The organism is Streptomyces melanosporofaciens (assembly GCF_900105695.1).
In the GTDB taxonomy this organism is placed as follows: Bacteria; Actinomycetota; Actinomycetes; order Streptomycetales; family Streptomycetaceae; genus Streptomyces; species Streptomyces antimycoticus.
Genome location: NZ_FNST01000002.1, coordinates 6,900,654 through 6,921,468 on the forward strand (window position 1 = coordinate 6,900,654; position 20,815 = coordinate 6,921,468).

Sequence of the window (20,815 nt, forward strand, 5' to 3'; positions counted from 1 at the left end):
GGGCCACCCGCCGCGGTGGACCGTAAGTGATGGAGTCTGTCTTACTGGCCCGCCTTCTTGCCCTTGTCGGTGACCGCGAACCAGGTGCCCTTCACGCCCTGGCCGTTGATGTCCCCGGGCTTCTTGTCCCCGGTGAAGGTGTACAGCAGCCAGCAGTCGAACGCCGCCTGCTTGGTGCCGTCGGGGCGCTTGAAGGAGGTGACCTTCGCTGCGTCGAGCCCGGCGACCTTCGTGGTGTCCACGGCCTCGACGGGCTTCCAGGTGTCCAGGCAGGCGCCGAGGCAGCCGGTCTTCATCGGCCAGGCGCTGTCCTTGTTGAACCGGTAGACGGTCATGCCCTTGCCGTCCACGATGATCTTGCCCAGCTCGGCGTTGTTGTTGACCATGAGCTGGAGGCTGTCGTCCGCGGCCGCGGTCTTGCCGGCCGGCTTTCCGTCGGGCGCCAGCGCGTTCCAGGTGCCGCCCACGCCCTGGCCCTTGGTGTCACCCGGCTTGGCGTCGCCCGCGAAGCGGTAGACCGGCCAGCCCGCCAGCGTGAGCTGCTTGGTGCCGTCGGAGCGGGTGACCGAGCCCAGCTTGCTCGATTCGACACCGGTGGTGGCCGCGGCGTCGTCCGCGGGCACCGCGGGCCACTTGGTGGCGCAGTCGTCGTTGCAGTTGGACTTGGCGGGCTTGGGGGTGTCCTCGTCGAACCGGTAGAGGGTCCAGCCCTTGCTGTCGGTGACGAACTTGCCCAGCTTGGCGTCCTCCTTGACCGCCAACTGCTTGGCCGGACCGGTGCGCTCGGCCTCGCTGCCCGCGGCGGCACCGGTGTCGCCGCCCGCCTCGTAGCCGCCGGTCGCTCCGGCCACCGCGCCCGCGCCCGCCGACGCGGAGGCCCCCGCACCCACGGTCTGACTGCCACCCGCCGGCTGCACGTTGGCGCTGCCCGCGGAGTTGTCCTTGCTGCTGCCGCAAGCCGCCGTCAGCAGAACCATCGCTACCGACACCCCGGCGAACGCGATGTGACGCTTCTCCATGACCATCCCTCTGCAATCTCGATCGGTCCGGCGGTTATTGCGCCGACGTGATGTCCATACGGAGCCCGCGCGGACCGGCGCTCAGCGGCTTCCGAATTTGTCACCTGACGCAAAAAACGCCGGGTCCTTGAGCGCACAGCAGTCGACGGCCGTTGCGCACGGCCGTCGTGGTGTCGGGTGGTGCGGTGGATCACCCGGTGGCCTACTCCTCGATACGCAGCGCCAGGGCGGGGCAGCGGCGGACCGCGCGGACCGCCTGGGCCCGTAGCTGCCGGGGCACATCCATCTTGGCCGAGGCCGGATAGCCGTCGATGCCGAGCGTCAGCACCTCGGGCGGCAGGATGTCCGCGCACAGCCCGTGGCCCTGGCACAGCGACCAGTCCACCAGGAGTTTTTCCATCGGCCCCCGCTGGGGGCGCTCGTCGCGCGCCGTGGGGTTCAGCGGGGCGGGCGGCAGGGCCAGTGGCAGCGCGTCCTCCGGCAGCGGCAGCACGCCCATCGTCGGCCGTCCGCAGCCGGCGCCGAGCGCATGCGCCTCGAACTCCTCGGGAAACGCGTCCAGCGCGGTGGTCACGAGACCGGCGGTGCCGTCGGGATGGCTGCAGGCCCCGCGCCCCCGCACCGAGTTGACGTAGGCACGCACATTGTCGATCGATGCCTGGCCGCCGCCGCGCTCCACCTGGCCGATGGCGTCCGCGAGCGCGGGCAGCCCGATGAAGCAGGGCCCGCACTGACCGGCCGTCTCGGCGGCCAGCCAGCGCGCGATCCGCGCGGTCTCGCCGAGCGGGCAGGTGTTCTCGGGGATGGGCAGCACCGCCCCGGCGCCCAGCCGGGCACCGTACTTCTTCATGGACTCCCGGGAGATGGTGGCGGCGTTGATGCTCCGGGGGTCCAGCCACTTGCCGTGGTAGCCGCCCACCAGCACCGCCTGGCCGGGGGTGAGACCGCACAGCTCCAGGACGTAGGTCAGCGGCACCCCGGTGGGGGTCTCCAGCACGTACTTCCCACCGACCGTCAGCAGCGTCGTGCCCGGTTCGGTGGGCAGCCCCACCGAGCGGTACGGCAGGGCGCCCATCCGCGCCGCCACCGCGAGCTGGGCGAAGGTCTCGGTGTTGGACAGCAGGGTGGGCAGTCCGCTGAGCCCGCTGTCGCTGGTCCGGATCTTCCGGCCGTTGGGGATGGCCGGGGCGCCGCTGATGCCGTTGATGACCGCGCCGCCCTCACCGGCGACGAACCGGTCCGGGGTGCGGTTCACGCTCACCGGGACCCCGCTGGGGCCGCGTTCGGCGATCGCGGAGGCCACGGACTCCTCGACATCCGTACGGTGCACCGCGATGGCGACCTCCTCGGCACCGAGCGCCTCGGCGGCCAGAACGGCGCCGTCGATCACCAGATGCGGGGTGTGCAGCAGCAGCGCGGTGTCCTTGAGGCAACTGGGCTCACCCTCGCTGCCATTGACCACCACGGCGCAGCGGCCCTCGCGCCGGCCGGCCGACTCCACGACGGCCTGGACCTTGGTGGCGAAGGGGAAACCGGCGCCGCCGCGCCCGCGCAGATCGATGTTCTCCGCGAGCGCCACGAGTTCATCCGCCCGGAGGGCGGGCATGGTGCCATGCACGGTCAGATGGCCGACCCGGTCGAGCCGGTACACCTCGTCGAGCCCCGCCAGCAGCCGGGGCGGATCGACACAGGCGAGCCTGGGTTTGGTCGTGATCACCGGTCCCACCCGCGAGAGGCACCGAGCGGCTGACTGTCACGCGAGCCGGGCTCGGCCGAACGGGGGCGCGGCACGGTGGGACCGGCCCGCCGGGTCCGGCCCTCCTGCATGCTGCGGGCGGGAGGATTCCTGACCTCGATGCCGTCCGCCCGGTCGATGTCCTGGCGCCGCCGCGCGACCAGCCGCAGCCACAGCGCGATGGCCACACCGGCCAGCGCGGCGATGTAGCCGTAGGTGGCCCAGGTCTTGGCGGCGCGTCCCGCCTTCAGACCGTGGATCAGCGCGGCGCACCACGCCGGATAGGCGCCCACATGCAGCGCCCGCCACCAGCGGTACCGCCAGCGGGAGTTGCCTGCAGAGGCGAACGAGCTGCGCACCGCGCCGGTCACCGCGGCGATCACGAAGAGATAGCCGGCGATGGTGCCGAGCCCGATCAGCACCGGCTGATTTGCGTCAGCGAACGGCAGCACGATGGACGCGGCGTTGGTGTGGCTCTCCGCGATCTTGACCCAGATGTGAACGGCCAGGAAGAGCAGACCGGCGACCGCGGCCGCCCGGTGGATGGCCTGGGCCATCAGCCGCTGCCTGGTGTGCAGGATCAGCTGGTCGGTCGCGGCGAGCCCCCACAGCACCGCCGACGTCAGACAGACCAGCGCGAGCACACCCGCGCCGAAGTCGAGGAACGCGAAGGTCTTGGCGAACGCGCCGGCGTCCCAGGCCACATACAGGGACAGCGCGATGGAGCCGAGAATGGCGTAGATCCGGATGTGGCGTGGCCATCCCATCCCGGATGGATCACGCTGCTGAGTCCGGCGAGCGGCCCGTCGTCCGCCTCGAGCCCGGCGTCCCCCGTGACGCCCCTGCGAGGAGGGGAGCGGCGTTTGGGACATGGACATTGGAGCCTCCCGATCGCGCGGATTCGCGCGGGTGACGAGATACGTCAAAGTCGTCTTGGGGGCAGCAGCTTCTCGGAAGTACACGTGATCTCCATAAGATTTGTCGTAACGTGACAACTTCTAGTGGACGGACCCTGCCCACACCGTCCCCGGCTGATCCACTGTCGTTTCAATGGCAAAGAACCGGCAAAGTGTCGGGACCGGGAGGGGGCGGGGTCCTCTATGACGTAGCGGAGGACCCTCGACTCCCTGACCGGTACTGGACGAACCGGTGACGGAGGCAACCTCCACGGACCTGGCCGACCCCCCAACGGCCAGGTCTCCCCCCGGCAAGAACGAGGTAATGATGGGCGAACTCGTGAACCGCATCTGGTCCCGCCCCCGTGGTGAGTGGACCCGAGTGCTGCGCAATGAACTCCCGTCCCTGGCCGACGAGGTGGTTGAGAACCTTCGGCACAGAATTCCGGGATTCGCCGAACTTCTGGAGGACTCTGAGCGAGACAAGGTCCGAGGGGGAGTCGAGCAGGCTCTCCTGACGGCACTCGGCCACCGCAAGGCGGGCGAGGACGGCGTGGGCGAGCAGGCCGCGACCCCCGCCTCCGGTGAGGAGGCGCTGGCCGAGGTGCCGCCCGAGCGGGCCCGGCGCGATCTGTTCGAGGCCCTCATCGGTGAAGTGGCGGTCTCCGAGCGCACCCTGATGGAGCTCTCCAGGGCCGCCCGGTGGCCGCTTCCCGAGACGGTGCAGGCCATCGCCCTGCCCACCCCGGGCGAGGCGCCGCAGTTGGCCGCCGTGCTGGGTGACACCCTCATCGGCGCGGTCGGCGACGAGCTGTGCCTGCTGATCCCCGACCCGGACGCGGACCCGGGCCCCACGGTGGAGACCGCCGCCACCGCCGCCACCCCGGAAGGCGACCGGGAGCCGGAGCGCGAAGCGCCCGCCGAGCCCGGCACCCGGGCGGCGCTGGAGACCGCGCTGCGCGGCCGCACCGCGGCCGTGGGCCATGTGGTGCCGCTCAACGACGCGTCCTCGTCGGTGCGATGGGCACGGCGCCTGCTGACCCTGGCGCCCGCCCGCCCCGGCCCCGAGGCCCGGGTGCTCTTCGTCGACGACCATCTGTCGATGCTGCTGCTCCTGCAGGACGAGTCGCTGGTCCGGGCGCTGGCCGCCCGGTGGCTCAAGCCGCTGGTCGGGCTGACCCCCCGGCAGAGCGAGCGGCTTCAGATGACGCTGCTGGCCTGGCTGGAGGGCGGTGGCGCGCCCGAGGCGGCCAAGGCCCTCAAGGTGCATCCGCAGACCGTGCGTTACCGGCTGCGCCAGATCGAGAAGCTCTTCGGGCCGGGCCTGCGGGACCCCCGAATACGCTTCGAGCTGGAGATGGCGCTGCGCGGCCGCAGGCTGATGGCGCAGATGGACCGGATTCGGCGCCAGGCGTCCCGGGTCGGCCGCCGGACCCGGGCCGGTGCGCCCCCCGGTGTCCGTCCGCTGGGCATCGCCAGGGAGGCACGGGTCAACGGACTCTGACCCGCGGAAGGTGAACCGCCGGCCGCGCTCACGCGGTCGGCGGTTTTCGCTGTCACGGGCGGATCCGGCGCCCGCCGCTCGGACGACGCGGATCGCCGCAGGAGGGCCCTAGCCTCGCGCCCCGGCGGGTGCCGCGGTACGCGGGGCCGTGCGCATCGCCGCGTTCAGGCCGAGCAGTTCGCGGTAGGCGTGGGAGCAGAAGGCGCAGCCGGCCAGATGGCGCGCGAGCGCCCGGCCGCGCACCCCGCCCCGGCGCACCGAGGCGCCGATCAGGCCGCTGTAGTGCCGGCACCGGTCGTCGCGCGCCGACTCCAGATGGGCCCGCAGATACGACTCCCGCAGCCCCTCCCGGGCCCGGAAGGCCAGCGAGGTCACCCCGCTGGGGAGATGCCCAGGAGCACGGCCACCCGGTGCGGGGACTCCTCCTCGACGAGGGTCAGCCACAGCACGGTCTGCCAGCGCTCGGGAAGTCCCCGGAAGCTGCGGATGAGCAACCGGCGGTCCTCCCGGGCCACCAGATAGTGCTGGGGATCGGCCGTGGACGCGTACTGCCGCCAGGACTCGAAGTCGGCGGTCAGCAGCACCCGGCGCGCCCCGGCGCTCCACTCCGTCGCCGTATGGCGCACCACCGTGAGCAGATACGGCCGCCAGGGACCCCGGGGTCCGCCCCCGGCGCGCACGGCCTGGAAGGTGCGGAAGAACGCCTCGGAGGCCAGGTCCTCGGCGTCATGCGGGTCACGGCAGCAGGTCAGGGCGTAGCGCAGGGTCGCCGCGTGGTGGCGGCGGTAGAGCAGATCGGCCGCCGCGGGGCTGCTGCTGCCCGACCGGTACCCCTCCGCCAATTGCCGGGTGAGCTCGTGGTCCGAGAGGGGGCGGACCGGGCGGTCGGTATGCTCGTGGCCCGGGAGCCCCTCGGTGTCCGGATGTTCCGCCGCCGGAGGGTCGGTGGCCGCGTCGTCGTCCGCGGCCTCGTGTAAGTGCGCGGTGGCAGCGCGACGCGCGCCGGCCTTGCGGCCGACGCGCGCCTGGTGATCGTGTTCCATCAGCCGCACTGCTTGCCGCTGTTGATGCAGTCCACCGCCTCGTTCATCAGGTCCTCCGACATCACGTTGATGAAGTCGTCGTGGTCGGTGATGGGCTTGTGCAACTGCTCGGGGAAGCCGTCCACGGCGAAGGGGGTGTTGGCCGGCACGTCGTAGGTGATCGTGTTCACCAGCTGGGGGATGGCCTGGAAGCCGTTGGGGCAGGAGCCGTCCTCGTCTGCGAAGGCCACGTGGTCACGGTGGTTGGCGCTGTCGATGTTCTGGCCGTCCCAGCAGCTCTGGAAGTCGAAGGTCCGGGTGACGGAGCTGCCCTCGGGGCAGAGCGGGTACTTGTCGGTCAACTGCCGGTCCTCGAAGCCGGTGCAGCTCCAGGAGGCGTTGGCGTTGGCGTCGCCGTTGGTGAACGCCTTGGCGTCACCGGTGATGATGCGCAGGAACTTCGGCATCGCGGTGACCTTGCTCTGCGCGTTGCCCTTGAACTCGATCTTGGAGCTGGTGGGGGTCAGGATCGTGCCGACGTTGCCCTCCTGGCCGCCGCCGAGCTCATTGGCGTCCGCCTCGTCCTTGCCGTCCTGGGCGCGGACCACCGGCCAGTAGTAGGTCGACTTGTCGTCCTGGTTCTCGCAGGAGGTGCCGCCCTGCTCGAAGGTCTGGTTGTTGGCGAAGGCGTCGTTGCTGTCGTTGCCCACGTAGTCGTGGGTGTGGTGGGCGCCGTTGCCGACACCGGGCGCGACGATCACGTTGTCGCTGTTGCGCAGCTCGGGGTCGCCGACGCCGCACTCGGTGGCGAAGGTGCCGGTGGAGCCGTTCTGCTGGGCCTGCGGCGGCTGCTGGACGTTCGGCTGCACCTTGGTGATGTCGACGAAGTCGTCCTGCGAGGGGCCGTTGCCCGCCTGGCCGCCCGCGTTGCCGGGCACCTCGTTGGCGCCCTCGCCGCCCTGGTCGCCGCCGCCTTGCTGGTCGCCGCCCTGCTGGTCGTCGCCGCCCTGCTGACCACCTTGCTGGTCGCCGCCCTGCTGGTCGCCGCCTTGCTGCTGACCGCCTTGCTGCTGACCGCCCTGGGTGGCGACCTCCTGCCACTTGCAGTCGTTCATCCCCTGCAGCTGGGAGTTGTCGCCGCCCATGGCCGAGCCGATGTTGTCCATGGTCCGGGAGCGCTCGTCGTTGAGCTTGGAGAGCACCGCGTCGCTCGAACCCTGCTGCTGGTTCATCTGCTGGTAGGCCTTGGCCACCTGGTTGTCCAGCTCGGCCAGGTTCTTGTCGACCTCGGGCCTGGCCTTCTCCGGCACATCACTCAGCTTCTGCCCCACATCGGGGCACTGGATCGTCCCCGCCTTCGCGGCCACGGTGTTGTTCTGGCCGGAGTCGCCCTTGTCGCCGTGGGCGGACGCGTTGGCGGCGATGATCGCGGCCCCGCCACCGCCGAGCGCCAGGGCGGCGACGATGGCGACGGTCTTATTGGTGAACCGCCCGCGTTTGTGGGTCTGTTGCCTCATAAGATCACTTCACTTAGTCGTTAGAGGGTGTCGAAGTCGACAAGCCCGGTGTCCTCGAGGACCGTGATGTGGTCGAGAACGATGGCATTGGCCCTGGTGGCCAGAGATCTGACCATGGAGTTGCGGCTCTCGGCTCGCACCTGCGCCACAAGGTTGAACACCTTGCCGTGAGCGGCGCGCAACCGGTTTGCGAACACCCGCTCGAACTGGGCGCTGCTGCCGGCGCTGGTCATCTCGTTCAGCCAGCCCTGTTGCTGCGCGTTGGGCTGGTTGGGCAGCTGGATCCCGAGTGCCCGGCCGACCTCCTCGGAGCGGCGGTCGAGTTCGGTGTGTCCCTCGATGAGATGCTCACCGGCGGTCTTCACCGCGTCCCGGCCGCCCCGCTCCTGGGCGAGGCGCCCGGCGGGGAGCTCCCACGTTCCGGCGAGCCTGACTTTGCGGACAAAGTCCCGGTCAGTGGCCGTGAGCGGCCCGTACTGGGTGCTGACCGTCCCACCGCCGTCGTCCGTGACGCCGTTGCGCGGCAGGGCCGCGCTGCTCTCGCCGAACAGCGACACCGGGATGAGGATCGCCGCCAGTGTGACGGCGAGCGCCCCAATGATGAGACCGGTGCCGATGGTTCGACTGGAGGCGATGGGTCTGGTGAGGTTTGCTGGTCGCACAGCGCCCTCCTTGGTTCGGAGTGACACCGGACGCTAGTACCTCGTGTGGCTCGGTCGTGGAGACCTCATCACCAGTGAATAAAGCCGGGACAGAGATCACTTCCGGCTGCTACCCTGCGCGGCCGCGATCCGCGGGGGCGTTGGGAAACTTTTTCCCGCCCGGTTGAGCAACTCACCGGGCCCGTACGTACGGCAGGGAGAACCCGGTGCCCGGCCGCGCCCGAGCGGCCCGCCGCGCACCCTCCCGACGACCCGGAGGCGCCCCGCCGTGGAGATGACAGCGCGGAAGACCACGCCCACCAGGCCCCGTCAACCGCTGAGAGCCGAGGCCGGATGCGGTGACTGCCGGTACTGCCCCAGTTTGCCGTCGAGGACCCGGGCATCGGGGTGGTTCAGCTCCTGGAGAATCTCCAGGGCCCCGCGCCAGTCGATGAGCGCGGTGGCCAGGTCGCCCTGGGCCAGGCGGGTGTCCCCCTGGTGGTGCAGGGTGTCGGCCTCCAGGTACCGGTCGCTGATCTCGCGGTAGATGGCGAGCGCCCGGCCGTACGAGGTGAGGGCGTGCTCATACCGTCCGAGGTGGTGGTACGCGTACCCCACACTGTCCAGCGCGGCGGCCTCGCCGGCCGAGTCGCCGATCCGCCGGTGCAGTTCGACGGCCTGGCGGCAGTGGGCCAGCGCGTGCTCGTACTCACCGCGGAGGATATGGGTCCAGCCGATCTCGTTGAGCACGCTGGCCTGTCCGCTGAGGTGTGCCGCGGCGCGATAGTGGTCGAGCGCGGGCCGGTAGTGGTCCAGCGCCTCCTGGTAGCGGCCCTGACTGTTGGACAGAAAGGCCAGGGAGCGCAGGGTGCGGGCCTGCCCGCCCGCCTCGCCGAGCTCCGTGAACAGCTCCAGCGCCCGCTCCAGATGGCCACCCCCCTCCTCGTACCGGCCCAGCCGCCCCTCGGCGAACCCCAGGGTGCGGTGGCTGTGCGCCCGGCCGAGCCGATCGGACAGGGCCCGGGCCGCACTCAGCGCGGTGCGCTGGATGGCGGTCTGCTCCTGCCAGTGGCCGCGCCGGTCCAGGAAGAGCTCCAGCGTCACGGCCAACTGCCAGGCGTGGGACGGGAATCCGTGGTCGCGGGCGTGCTCGACGACCGACAGCAGAACGACCCGCTCGGCCGAGAGCCATGCCTCGGCGCGGTCCTGGCCGCCGAGGTGCTCGGGCGCGGCGTCGGGCCGGGCCGGGGACAGCGGCAGCGGTTCGGTCCGGCGCGGGGCGAGCAGCGTGGCGGCGGTGCGCGCGGTGTGCAGATAGTGGTCGAACATCCGGTGCCGGGCGTCGTGGCGGATCTCGTCCGTGTCGTGGTCCTGGACCAGCTCCATGGCGTAGGCCCGCAGCAGATCGTGGAAGGTGTAGCGGCCCGGGGCCTGCTCCACCAGCAGATGGGCGCGGGTGAGCGCGGTCAGCAGGGCACGGGTGACCCGGAGCGGGAGCCCGGCCAGGCTCGCGGCCGCGGCGGCCGAGACCTCGGGTCCCGGATGCAGGGCGAGCAGCCGGAACAGCCGGGCGGCCTCCCGGTCCAGGGCCCGGTAGGACCAGGAGAAGACACTCCGCGCGTCGGTACTCGGATCGGCGCCCGCGAACGCGTCGAGATTCCCCTGGCTCTCGCGCAACTCCGCGGCGACAGAAGAAAGGGGAAAGGAAGGACGGGTCGCGGCCCGGGCGGCCACCACCGCCAGCGCGAGCGGCAGCCGCCCGCACAGCCGGACGATGGTCGCCACCGCCCGTGGCTCCGCGGCGACCCGGTCCGTGCCCAGCCGCCGGACCAGCGCCTCATGGGACTCGGCCGGGGACAGCGGCCCCAGAGTAAGAGGACGGGCCCCCTCGCTCGCTATCAGACCGTGGAGCTGATTGCGGCTGGTGACGATGGTCAGGCAGCCGGGGGAGCCGGGCAGCAGCGGCCGGACGTGCTGGGAGTCCACCACATTGTCCAGCAGGATCAGCATCCGCCGCCCGGCCAGCAGACTGCGGTACAGCGCGGTCTTGGTGTCCAGACCCGTGGGCACCCGGTTCGGTGGAATCCCCAGTGCGTGGAGGAACGCCCGCAGCGCCTCGTTCGGCGACATCATCGAACCGGTCGGATCGAAGCCGCGCAGATTGGCGTAGAGCTGCCCGTCCGGAAAGCGGTGGGCGATCCGATGGGCCCAGTGAACGGCCAGCGTGGTCTTGCCGATCCCGGCCATCCCGTCGATCGCGCTGATCACCACCGGACCCGGTGATCCGGCCTCGGCGCCCTCGGGCAGCAGAGTATGGACACCGGCGAGTTCGGCATGGCGGCCGCTGAACGCGGGCAGGTCGGGCGGGAGTTGAGCCGGGCGGACCGCCGGGGCGGGCGGCGCCGCCGGAGGGACCGGCTGGACGGGCTCGGCGGGGGCCGGGGTCGACCGGGGCACCACCTCGCGGTGGGCGGCGCGCAGTTCACGGCCGGGCGGGACGCCGAGCTGATCGGCCAGCCGGTTGCGCGCGGTCGAGAAGACCTCCAGCGCCTCGGCCCGCCGTCCGGTGGCGGCGAGCACCCGGATGAGCTGGGCCTGGAGGGTCTCGTCCAGCGCATGGTGGGCGGCGAACTGCTGGAGCACGGTGGGCAGTTGCTCCGGGACCTCGGAGGCGAGCGCCGTCGTGGCGGCCTCCTTGGCGATGGCCAGAAGTTCCCGGTCGACACCGGAGAAGACGGGATGGGTCTGGATATCGGAGGGGACTCCGGTGGCGGTCGGCCCCTGCCACAGGGCGAGCGCCTGTGAGAAGAGCTCGGCCGCCCGCTCCGGCTCGCCCGCGGCGGCGGTGCGCCGCGCCGATTCGCTCAGCTCCCGGAAGCGCAGCAGATCCAGCGCGTCCGCGTCGGCGTTCAGCCGGTAGCCGCCCGAACTGCGCACCAGCCGACTGCCCTTCGCCCGCGCCGGCAGACCGGGTTCCAGCAGCCGGCGTACCGACCCGACGTGGCGGTGCACCACATTCACCGCGGTGCTCGGCGGATCCTGCGCCCAGAGGACATCGACGATTTCGCTGAGCGCCACGGGCTGTCCCGCCCGCACCAGCAGCAGCGCGAGCAGCGCTCGTTGTTTGGGCGGGCCCAGCTCCAGTTCCACATCGCCACGCCACGCCCTGACCGGGCCTACCACCGTAAATCGCACAACTAGGGATCTTAGTCGAGCCCGTTTCGGGCACCGCGTTCTTCCGGCCGCCATGCGACGTCAGACTTTCGTCACTCAATCGGCGTCGCCCTTCTCTTACGCTCGCGCCATTGACACATCAGCCTCGGGGGGAACGAGACGATGGACATCCGCACGGCGGCCGTCACGACCGACGCCGACACCTTCTTACGGACGCTGTACCGACGACACGGCTCGGCGCTGCACCGCCTGGCGGCCCGGATGCTGGGCGGGGACTGGCACCGGGCCCAGGACATCGTGCAGGAGGTGGCGATCCACGCCTGGCAGCGCCCCATGGACGTCGGCCCCATGGACGACACCGTCCGTAACCGGCTGTTCACCGTGGTCAGCGACCTGGTGACCGATGGCCACCGGGACCAGGCGGAGCGGCCGGTGGGGACGACCGGGGAGGCGGAGATGGCGCTGCTGCCCGCGCCGGACGCGGTCGATCAAGCGCTCACCGCCCAGCTGGTGTGGGACGCGATGGCGGACCTGGCCCCTCCGCAACGGGAAGTGCTGCTGCATCTGCACTATCTGGACCGCAGCGTCAGCCAGGCCGCTCGGGCGCTCGGGGTGCCTCCCGGAACCATCAAATCGCGGACGTACTACGCGACTCGGGCCCTGCGAACGGCCCTGCGGGCGCGCGGCGTCACCGAGTGCTGACCTGCTCCGGACACCCGCCGACTGCTTTCTGATCGAATGATCGCTACTATGGCGGTGTTTCGAGTGCAGACGAAAAGCCGATCGCGTCAGGGGTGGGGAACATGCGGGAGCCGGCGCGGAAGCGGCAGGCACGGATCGCGGCACTGGTGGAGGCCCGGGGCAGCGCGCGGATCACCGATCTCGCGGATGAGCTGGCGGTGTCCGTCGTCACCGTACGGCGGGACGTGGAGGACCTGGCCCAGCGCGGGGAGGTGCGCCGCGGCCACGGAGTGGCGCGCTCGCTGCGGCCGATGGCCCAGGAGTCCACCGCCACCGGCGACACCATCGGCATGGTGGTCCCCGAGCGCAACACCTATCTGACCGAGGCCGTCCAGGCGGCGCGCGAGGCCGCAGAGAAGGCCGGGCTGCGGCTCGCGCTGCACATCGCCGCGGACGAGCGCGGCACCGAGCGCGCGGTCCGCCAGGCGCTGGACGCGGGCGCGCGGGGCCTGCTGCTCTCACCGCGCTGGCGCACCGAGGCGGAGGAGCGGGCGGACCACGCGTGGCTCGGCGCCCTGGAGCTCCCCGTGGTGCTGGTGGAGCGCCGGCCCCACCGCGGCAGCGCCATCTACGGCCTGGACTGTGTGCGTTCGGACCACGCCCACGGGGTGCAACTGGCGCTCGAGCATCTGACGTCGCTGGGCCATCGGCGCATCGTGCTGGCGGCGCGCGACGACAGCCCCACCGCACGGGTGATCCGGTCGGAGTTCGCCGCGCAGACCGCGGCCCGTGGCATCCGTGAGGGGTGCCCGGTGATGCTCAGTTCGCGCACCGCCGGGCCCGATCCGCGCCCGCGTGAGGCGGGCGCGGCCGACCTGGCCGACGCGGTGCGCCGCGCCGGGGCCACCGCCGCGCTGATCCACGGCGACATGGACGCGCTGGTGCTGGTCCAGCGGCTGCGGGAGGCGGGTGTCGAGGTGCCGCGCGACTGCTCGGTGGTCGCGTACAACGATGTGGTCGCCGACATGGGGCAGATCGCGCTGACGGCCGTGGCCCCGCCCAAGGGCGAGGTCGGACAGGCCGCGCTGGAGCTGCTGACCCGCCAGCTGGAGCGGACGCGGACCGGGCGGTGGGCCGGCGCCGCCCGCCATCTGGAGCTGCTGCCGGAGCTGGTGGTCCGGGATTCCACCGCCCCACTTCTCTGATTGTTTGACCGCTTTAGTTTCTTCTGTTCGATGTATTGACGGCTTTTCAGTCAAGCGCTCAAGATTCCCCTGACTCCACCGCTGACTCAGGGGAGGGCCCATGCCTGGTCATAGACGCCCAGGTCGCTCGGCAACCGGACGCCGGGCGACGGCGGGCACCACCGCACTGCTCACGCTGCTCGCCCTCGTCCTGGCGGGCTGCTCCACAAGCCGCGGGTCCGACACCGTCGGCGACGGTCCCGTACGCCTGACCTTCTGGTCGGCGCTGCGCGGCAGTCAGGAGGTCGTGGACGAGTTCAACCGCACCCACGACCGCATCAAGGTCGAATTCCAGCAGGTCCCCTCCGGGGAGCAGGGCGGCTGGACCAAGCTCAGCAACGCCGCGCGCGCGGGCAACGCCCCCGACGTCGCCACCATCGAATACCCCCAGCTCCCCGGGTTCACCATCGACGGCGTGCCCCGGGACATCAGCAAGCTGCTGCCCGACTCGGTCCGCAAGAAGATCCTGCCGCAGGCGCTGGACCTCACCACCTTCGACGGTCGCACCTATGCCGTGCCGGTGGACATCGAGCCGATGGTCTTCCTGTACCGCAAGGACATCTTCACCAAGAACCACATCCCGGTACCCAAGACCTGGGCACAGTTCGAGAGTTCGGCCCGCAAGCTCAAGCAGGCCCAGCCGCGGACCCGTATCGGGAGCCTCTTCACCACCGGCGGCACCCTCTATATGGCGGGCTACGCCTGGCAGGCCGGGGCGAAGTGGTACGACACCGTCGGGGACACCTGGCAGATCTCCATGGACGACGCCCCCACCCGCAAGGTCGCCGGCTACTGGCAGCGGCTGATGGACGACGATCTGGTGCGGGTGGAGCCCGGATCCAGTCAGCAGTGGCGGGCCCACCTGCGCAGCGGGGAGACGGCCGGCTATCTGGCGGGCGCCTGGGCCGCGGGCTCGATGATGGCGTCCACCCCCGACGGCAAGGGCAAATGGGCCATCGCGCCGATGCCGCAGTGGGATCCGGCGAAACCCAAGGTGAGCACCCAGGGCGGCTCGACCTTCATGGTCACCAAGGACAGCCGGCATCCCAAGGAGGCCATGGAGTTCATCTCCTGGATGGTGACCAGCCCCGGCGCCCTGAAGGCCAAGCTCGCCAGCGGGGTCAGCAGCGCCTTCCCGTCCGTGCCCAGCCTGGTGCCGGTCGCCCGCAAGGAGATGGACACCAGCTACTACTCCGGCCAGGACATCTTCGGCCTCTTCCAGAAGGAGGCCGAGCGGATCGCGCCCACCTGGAAGTGGGGCCCGCGGATGACCTCGACCACCAGCTCCGGTGACGACGGACTCGCGAAGGCGGGGGCCGGCAGCGGCGACATCCTCAAAGCCCTGCGCGACGCCCAGAGCCGGACGATGCCCGATCTGAAGAGCCTCGGCCTGTCGGTCACCACCCGCTGAACCCCGTTCTCTCCCCGGCTCACCCCGAGCCGCGTCTCTTCCCGTTGAAGCCGAGGTAATCCGTGAGCACCGTCATGTCCTCGAAAGGGGCGGCGCCGCCATCAACGGCCGCCGCCGACCCGCCCCGCAGAACCGGACGACGCCAGCAGAGGGTCGCCGCCGCCGTTCTGCTGACCCCCTTCACGGCGCTGCTCGTCGCCGTGTTCCTGGTCCCCGTCGGCTACGCCATCTACCTCAGCCTCTTCTCCGAGGATCACGAGGGACTCGGCTTCGGCGGCGGGCGCACCGTCTTCACCGGATTGCGCAGCTATCTCTCGGTGCTGCAGGACCCCAGCTTCCTCTCCGGGTTCGGCACCATCGCCCTCTACTGCGTGATCTTCGTCCCGCTCGTGGTCATCAGCGCGCTCGCGCTCGGCCTGCTGCTCGACTCGGGCCTGGTCCGGCTGCGGCGGACCGCGCAGATGCTGGTCTATCTGCCGCACGCCGTTCCCGGCATCATCGCGGCCGTCATCTGGCTGTACCTCTACACCCCGGGGCTCAGCCCGGTCATCAAGCTCTTCGCCCAGGCCGATATCACCATCGACTTCCTCGGTCTGCACACCGTGCTCCCGTCGATCGTCAACATCGCGCTGTGGAGCGGCCTCGGCTACAACATGATCATCTTCTATGCCGCGCTCCAGGCGCTGCCGCGTGAGGTGATCGAGGCGGCGACCATCGACGGCGCCGGGGGCATCCGCACCGCGCTCCAGGTCAAGGTGCCCATCATCAGGGGCTCCGTCGTCATGGTGTGCATGTTCTCCCTGATCGGCGCGCTCCAGCTGTTCACCGAACCCATGCTGATGAACCAGGCCACCCCGATGGTCAACTCCCGCTTCACCCCGAACATGTACATCTACGACGCGGCCTTCCGCCGCAACAACTACGGACTCGCCTCCGCGGCCTCCGTCATTCTTCTGATCGTCACCTGTGTCCTGTCGTACGCCGTGACGCGCTGGTCGGGCCGCCGGGAACGGAGAGCGTGATGACCACGACCACACCCACCACCCCCGTGAACGCCCCCCAGGGACCGCCGGCCAGACCGCTCGGCAAGCCCTTCGGGCGCTCCAAGCTGACCAGCCGTGGCATCGCCAACGCGGTGGTGCTGATCGCCGCCCTCTACACCATGCTGCCCGCGCTGTGGCTGCTGCTGGCGTCCACCAAGAACGCCGACGCCCTCTTCGGCAGCGACATCCTCTCCTTCGGCGACTTCTCCTTCGGGCGCAACCTCTCCGACCTGTTCTCCATGGACGGCGGGCTCTACGGCGAGTGGTACGTCAACAGCCTGCTGTACGCGGTTGTCGGCGCCCTGGTCGGCTCGCTGATCAGCGTCGCCGCGGGCTACGCCTTCGACAAGTACGAGTTCCGGCACAAGGAGAAGCTGTTCGGCCTCGTGCTCACCGGTGTCATGGTGCCGCCGACCGTGCTGGCCCTGCCGCTCTATCTGGTGGCCTCCAACATCGGCATGGTGAACACCTTCTGGTCGGTCTTCATCCCGGTGCTCTTCAACCCCTTCGGCGTCTACCTGGCCCGCCTGCTCAGCAGCGGCTATGTGCCCAACGAGGTACTGGAGGCGTCCCGGGTCGACGGCGCGGGCGAACTGCAGACCTATGTGCGGGTCAGTCTCCGGATGCTCGGGCCCGGGTTCGTGACCGTCTTCCTCTTTCAGCTCACGGCCATCTGGAACAACTTCTTCCTTCCGATGGTGATGCTCTCCGACCAGCACCTGTATCCGCTCAGCCTCGGCCTCTACACCTGGAACAGCGCCGCCACCGTCTCGCCCGAGTACTACCCCCTCGTGGTCATCGGCTCACTGCTCGCCGTCGTGCCGCTGATCGTGGCGTTCGTGATGCTGCAGCGCTACTGGAAGTCCGGACTGACCGCAGGGAGCGTGAAGTGACCGACCCGCACATCTCCGCCCGCCACCGCCCCCGAGCCGCCCTGGCCATGGCCGAGCGCTCCGCCCGGCAGGTGCTCGGATCCGGAAGTATGGACCGGCTCACCGAACTCCTCGATCTCGACCCCGGCCTCGTCCTCGACGACTTCACCACCCCGGCCGCGCGCCGTGCCCTCGCCGATGCCGAACTGCTGGTCACCGGCTGGGGCTGCCCGCCCCTGGACCGCCGCGCGCTCGACGCCGCGCCCCGGCTGCGCGCCGTCGTCCACACCGCGGGCACCGTGCGCCACCACATCACCGACGCCTGCTGGGAGCGCGGCATCGCGGTCTCCTCGGCGGCCGCGGCCAACGCCGTACCCGTCGCCGAGTACACCGTCGCCATGATCCTGCTGTCCAACAAGCGCATCCTGGACATCGCCCGGGACTACCGCGCCGAGCGGCGCACGATCGACTGGAACGAGCGCTATCCGGACGCCGGCAACTACCGCCGGACAGTGGGCATCCTCAGCGCCTCCGTCATCGGCCGCCGAGTGATCGAGCTGCTGCGCCCGTACGACCTCGACCTGCGGCTGTACGACCCGTATGTCACGGCTCAGGAGGCGGAGGAACTCGGCGCGCGCCAGGTCGGCCTGCGGGAACTCTTCGCCGACAGCGATGTCATCAGCGTCCACACCCCCCTGCTGCCGGCCACCGAGGGGCTGGTCAGCCGGGAGCTGCTGGCCGCCATGCCGGACGGCGCCATGCTCATCAATACCGCGCGGGGGGCGGTGGTGGACCAGGAGGCGCTCACCGAGGAGCTGGTGGCCGGGCGGATCCGCGCCGTCCTCGACGTCACCGTGCCGGAGGTGCTGCCCGCCGCCTCACCCCTGTACGACTGCGACAACGCGCTGATCACCCCGCATATCGCCGGATCCAAGAGCGGTGAGCTGCGGCGGCTGGCCGACCTCGCCATCGGCGAGATCGAGAAGTACGTCAGCGGCCGCGACTTCGCCCACCGCGTACGACCGGAGATCCTCGACCGCTCGGCGTGAGAGGACGCGCCCTCTCCCGTCCCGCGACCCCTGGAGGCCCACCCCGCCATGCCCGAGCTCCCCTTCCTCCTCCCCGCCGACGACCGCACCCTCAGCCCCCACACCGGTTACACCCGCGCCCACTGGGAGGCCGCCGCGGACGGCATGCTGCACGCCGCCCTCCGCTACGCCACCCCCGGCCAGGGCCTGATCGACCTGCCCGGCCCCCCGTCGAAGTCCGGGGTGCGCTCCGACGGGCTCGAAGGGTTCGCCCGCACCTTCCTCCTCGCCGCCTTCCGCGCCGCCGGGGCCTCGGGCAAGGACCAGCACGGCTTCCTGGAGCGCTACACCGCGGGCATCGCCCGCGGCACCCGCACCCCCGGGCGCGACGACGCCGAGTCCTGGCCGGTGATCGGCCATCACGGCGCCCACGGCCAGCCCATGGTGGAGTCCGCGTCCGTGGCCCTGGGCCTGCGGCTGACCGCGCCGTGGACCTGGGAGGCCCTGCCGTCCGACGCCCAGGACCGCACCGAGGAATGGCTGCGCGGCGCGCTGCGCCACCAGCCGGCCCCCAACAACTGGTATCTCTTCCCCCTCACCGTCGCCGGTTTCCTTCAGTCCGCCGGACGCGGCGACGCCGAGACGGCCCGCGCCATCGAGCGGGGGCTCGGCCTCCTGGAGGGCTGGTACGAGGGCCAGGGCTGGTACTCCGACGGCGACGGGCGGTCGTTCGACCACTACAACGGCTGGGCGCTGCACATGTACCCGCTGCTCCACGCCCATCTGGCCGGAGACCAAGCGCTGCTGGACCGGCTCGGCCCGCGGCTGCGCACCTTCCTCGAGGGCTTCTCGCTGCTCTTCGACGCCGACGGCGCCCCCATCCACCACGGCCGCTCCCTCACCTACCGCTTCGCCGCCGTCGCCTCGGTGGCCCTCGGCGCCCTCACCGGCCACACCCCCCTCGCCCCCGGGGCCACCCGCCGCATCCTCAGCGGAGCGCTGCGCCACTTCCTGGACCGCGGGGCGCTGACCGAGGACGGGGTGCTGAGCCTGGGCTGGTACGGGCCGCACGCCGCGACCCTGCAGCGCTACTCCGGGCCCGGCTCGCCCTACTGGGCCTCCAAGGGGTTCCTCGGCCTGCTGCTCCCGCCCGACCACCCGGTGTGGACCGCCACCGAGGAGGCCGCGCCCGTCGAGGGTCCGGACCGGGCGCTGGCGCTGCCCGCCGCCGGGTTCCTCGTCCAGACCACCGGCCGGGACGGGCTGGTGCGGCTGCACAACCACGGCAGCTACAAGCTCCGCCCCTGGGAGGCCGAGCACGGCCCCGCCGACCCGCTCTACGCCCGGCTCGCCTACTCCACTCGCACCGGGCCCACCAGCGCGGACAACACCCCCGACAACCACATCGCCGTCGAGGTGCGCGGAGTGCGCAGCGCCCGGCTGCGCATCCACCCCCTGGCCGCGGGCCCCGACTGGCTCGCCTCCTCCCACACCCCCGCCTTCCCCGACGCCGGCCCCAAGGTGCCCTCGATCCGCGTCGACAGCCTGACCCTCGTCCGCGGCCGGCTCGAAGTGCGCGTCCACCGCGCCGTGGGCGTCCCCGCCGGGACCCGGATCCATCACAGCGGCTGGGCCGTCGCGCTGCCCCCGGGCACCCCGGCGGAGACCGAACAGGGCGCCGAGATACGGCTGGACGGAGAAGAGGTGACCGGTCAGCTCCTCGGACTGCACGGCTGGCAGAGCGCCACCGCGGTCCGGGCGCCGCAGGGCACCGCGTACGGGCCGTGGGCCCTGGTCCCCGAACTCACCGGCACCGTCGGCGAGGACCCGGCCGGCACCCTCTTCGTCGCCCTGGCCTCGCTCACCGGCGAACGCGACCCGGCCCCCCTCGCCGATCTCGCCACCGCCGAGGTGAACGGGCTCGCGGTCACCGTGCGGCTGCCGGACGGCCAGGGCGTCGTGGTGGACTTCGGCGCGGGAGACGCGCCCATCGTCACGGAGGCGGGCGCATGACGCGGCTCGGCATCTGCTCGGTGACGCTGCGCGGGCTCGACCCGGACCGGGTGATCGCCGCCGTGGCCGGAGCGGGCCTGGAGTGCGTCGAATGGGGCGGTGACGTCCATGTGCCGCCCGGCGACGAGGACACCGCCCGGCGGGTCCGCGACGCCACCGTGGCCGCCGGGCTCGCCGTCGCCTCGTACGGTTCCTACTACCGTGCCGGGCACGGCGACCCGGAGGAGTTCGACGCGGTACTCCGCTCCGCCGTGGCGCTCGGCGCGCCGCGCATCCGGATCTGGGCGGGCGCCACGGGCACCCGGGAGACCCCGCCCGAGGGACGCCGGGCGGTCGTCGAGGACACCCGGCGCGCGGCCGCGCTCGCCGCGGACGCGGGGCTGGAACTCGCCTACGAATTCCACCGCAACACCCTGACCGACGGCGCGGACCACACCCTCCGGCTGCTGGACGAGGTGGACCGCGCCGAGGTCACCACCTACTGGCAGCCGCCCGTCGACATGCCCGACGCCGAGGCGCTGAAGGGGCTGGACGCGCTGGGGGACCGGGTCGCCGCGGTGCACGCCTTCTCTTGGTGGCCGGGGACCACCCGGCTGCCGCTGACCGCCCGCGCCCCGTTGTGGCGCAGCGCCTTCGAGCGGCTGCTCACCCACCGCGCCGCGGTGTCCGGCGGTCCGCCGCTGGATGTCCTGCTGGAGTTCGTGCCGGGGGACGACGAGCGGTTGCTGCCGCGGGAGGCGGCCACGCTGCGTGCGCTCGCCGACGTTCAGGGGGTGTCCGGCGGCTTGTGACGCCTGCGGCGGGCTGTTCCCCTCCCCGCCCTTTCCCTCTACTGGGGCTCTGCCCAGGCCCCGGGCCGGGCGCCCTGGATGTGCGTGGGCGTCGGCCCGGTCGTCCGCGGCGTCGGCGTGCCGACCGCGATCAGTCCGCCGGTGCGGGTGTTCAGGGCGGCGACGGTCGGACTCGTGACGCCTCGGGGTCCAGGGGCGAAGCCCCTGGTTCGGGAGGGGGCGGG

General features: G+C 71.5%; 17 protein-coding genes. 9 read left to right on the plus strand and 8 right to left on the minus strand.

Features of this window, described 5'->3' with window-relative positions; translation table 11 throughout:
- Positions 1-41: 41 nt before the first annotated feature.
- The 3 genes from BLV72_RS32850 to BLV72_RS32860 form a co-directional block, all read right to left on the minus strand.
- Positions 42-1,019, minus strand: coding sequence for an SCO0930 family lipoprotein (locus BLV72_RS32850; protein ID WP_093470686.1), 978 nt, complete (start codon positions 1,017-1,019; stop codon positions 42-44).
- 202 nt (positions 1,020-1,221) lie between these two features.
- Positions 1,222-2,736 carry an NADH-quinone oxidoreductase subunit NuoF family protein gene (locus tag BLV72_RS32855; protein WP_093470687.1) on the minus strand — a complete coding sequence of 505 codons (1,515 nt, stop codon included), beginning with the start codon at positions 2,734-2,736 and terminating at the stop codon, positions 1,222-1,224.
- Entirely contained in the window at positions 2,733-3,521 is a 789-nt protein-coding gene (locus tag BLV72_RS32860; protein ID WP_244321126.1) for a ferric reductase-like transmembrane domain-containing protein, read from the minus strand. The genes BLV72_RS32855 and BLV72_RS32860 overlap by 4 nt, the downstream gene beginning before the upstream one ends.
- 454 nt (positions 3,522-3,975) lie before the next feature.
- On the opposite strand from BLV72_RS32860, the gene BLV72_RS32865 reads away from it, so the two are divergent.
- A complete protein-coding gene (locus BLV72_RS32865; RefSeq protein ID WP_093466897.1) occupies positions 3,976-5,154 on the plus strand; it encodes a PucR family transcriptional regulator in 1,179 nt (392 codons plus the stop codon).
- A 108-nt stretch (positions 5,155-5,262) separates the two neighbouring features.
- Here BLV72_RS32865 and BLV72_RS50340 read toward each other — a convergent pair whose 3' ends face one another.
- From BLV72_RS50340 to BLV72_RS32885, 5 genes are all read right to left on the minus strand, one after another.
- Positions 5,263-5,529, minus strand: coding sequence for a hypothetical protein (locus BLV72_RS50340; RefSeq protein ID WP_244321127.1), 267 nt, complete (start codon positions 5,527-5,529; stop codon positions 5,263-5,265).
- A complete protein-coding gene (locus BLV72_RS32870; RefSeq protein WP_244321128.1) occupies positions 5,526-6,197 on the minus strand; it encodes an RNA polymerase sigma factor in 672 nt (223 codons plus the stop codon). The genes BLV72_RS50340 and BLV72_RS32870 overlap by 4 nt, the downstream gene beginning before the upstream one ends.
- Positions 6,197-7,693, minus strand: a complete 1,497-nt coding sequence (locus tag BLV72_RS32875) for a DUF1996 domain-containing protein (protein ID WP_093466899.1) — start codon at positions 7,691-7,693, stop codon at positions 6,197-6,199. The genes BLV72_RS32870 and BLV72_RS32875 overlap by 1 nt, the downstream gene beginning before the upstream one ends.
- Positions 7,694-7,713: 20 nt before the next feature.
- Positions 7,714-8,355, minus strand: coding sequence for a DUF4142 domain-containing protein (locus tag BLV72_RS32880; protein WP_093466900.1), 642 nt, complete (start codon positions 8,353-8,355; stop codon positions 7,714-7,716).
- A gap of 309 nt (positions 8,356-8,664) precedes the next feature.
- Positions 8,665-11,484, minus strand: coding sequence for an AfsR/SARP family transcriptional regulator (locus BLV72_RS32885; protein ID WP_342030684.1), 2,820 nt, complete (start codon positions 11,482-11,484; stop codon positions 8,665-8,667).
- A 186-nt stretch (positions 11,485-11,670) separates the two neighbouring features.
- On the opposite strand from BLV72_RS32885, the gene BLV72_RS32890 reads away from it, so the two are divergent.
- The 8 genes from BLV72_RS32890 (at position 11,671) to BLV72_RS32925 (ending at position 20,591) form a co-directional block, all read left to right on the plus strand.
- A complete protein-coding gene (locus BLV72_RS32890) occupies positions 11,671-12,210 on the plus strand; it encodes a sigma-70 family RNA polymerase sigma factor (protein WP_093466903.1) in 540 nt (179 codons plus the stop codon).
- A gap of 101 nt (positions 12,211-12,311) precedes the next feature.
- Positions 12,312-13,394, plus strand: a complete 1,083-nt coding sequence (locus tag BLV72_RS32895) for a LacI family DNA-binding transcriptional regulator (protein ID WP_093466905.1) — start codon at positions 12,312-12,314, stop codon at positions 13,392-13,394.
- A gap of 100 nt (positions 13,395-13,494) precedes the next feature.
- Positions 13,495-14,844 (plus strand): ABC transporter substrate-binding protein, encoded by a 1,350-nt coding sequence (locus BLV72_RS32900; protein ID WP_093466906.1) that lies wholly within the window; start codon positions 13,495-13,497, stop codon positions 14,842-14,844.
- A 74-nt stretch (positions 14,845-14,918) separates the two neighbouring features.
- Positions 14,919-15,866: a carbohydrate ABC transporter permease gene (locus tag BLV72_RS32905; RefSeq protein ID WP_093466908.1), complete on the plus strand. Its 948-nt coding sequence runs from the start codon at positions 14,919-14,921 to the stop codon at positions 15,864-15,866.
- Positions 15,866-16,780, plus strand: coding sequence for a carbohydrate ABC transporter permease (locus BLV72_RS32910; protein WP_161559081.1), 915 nt, complete (start codon positions 15,866-15,868; stop codon positions 16,778-16,780). Before BLV72_RS32905 ends, BLV72_RS32910 begins: the two co-directional genes overlap by 1 nt.
- The gene (locus BLV72_RS32915) at positions 16,777-17,808 is read left to right on the plus strand and encodes a hydroxyacid dehydrogenase (protein ID WP_093466909.1); all 1,032 of its coding nucleotides are present in this window, start codon (positions 16,777-16,779) and stop codon (positions 17,806-17,808) included. Before BLV72_RS32910 ends, BLV72_RS32915 begins: the two co-directional genes overlap by 4 nt.
- Before the next feature lie 48 nt (positions 17,809-17,856).
- The gene (locus tag BLV72_RS32920) at positions 17,857-19,800 is read left to right on the plus strand and encodes a DUF2264 domain-containing protein (protein ID WP_093466911.1); all 1,944 of its coding nucleotides are present in this window, start codon (positions 17,857-17,859) and stop codon (positions 19,798-19,800) included.
- A complete protein-coding gene (locus BLV72_RS32925) occupies positions 19,797-20,591 on the plus strand; it encodes a sugar phosphate isomerase/epimerase family protein (RefSeq protein ID WP_093466913.1) in 795 nt (264 codons plus the stop codon). The genes BLV72_RS32920 and BLV72_RS32925 overlap by 4 nt, the downstream gene beginning before the upstream one ends.
- Positions 20,592-20,815: the final 224 nt, after the last annotated feature.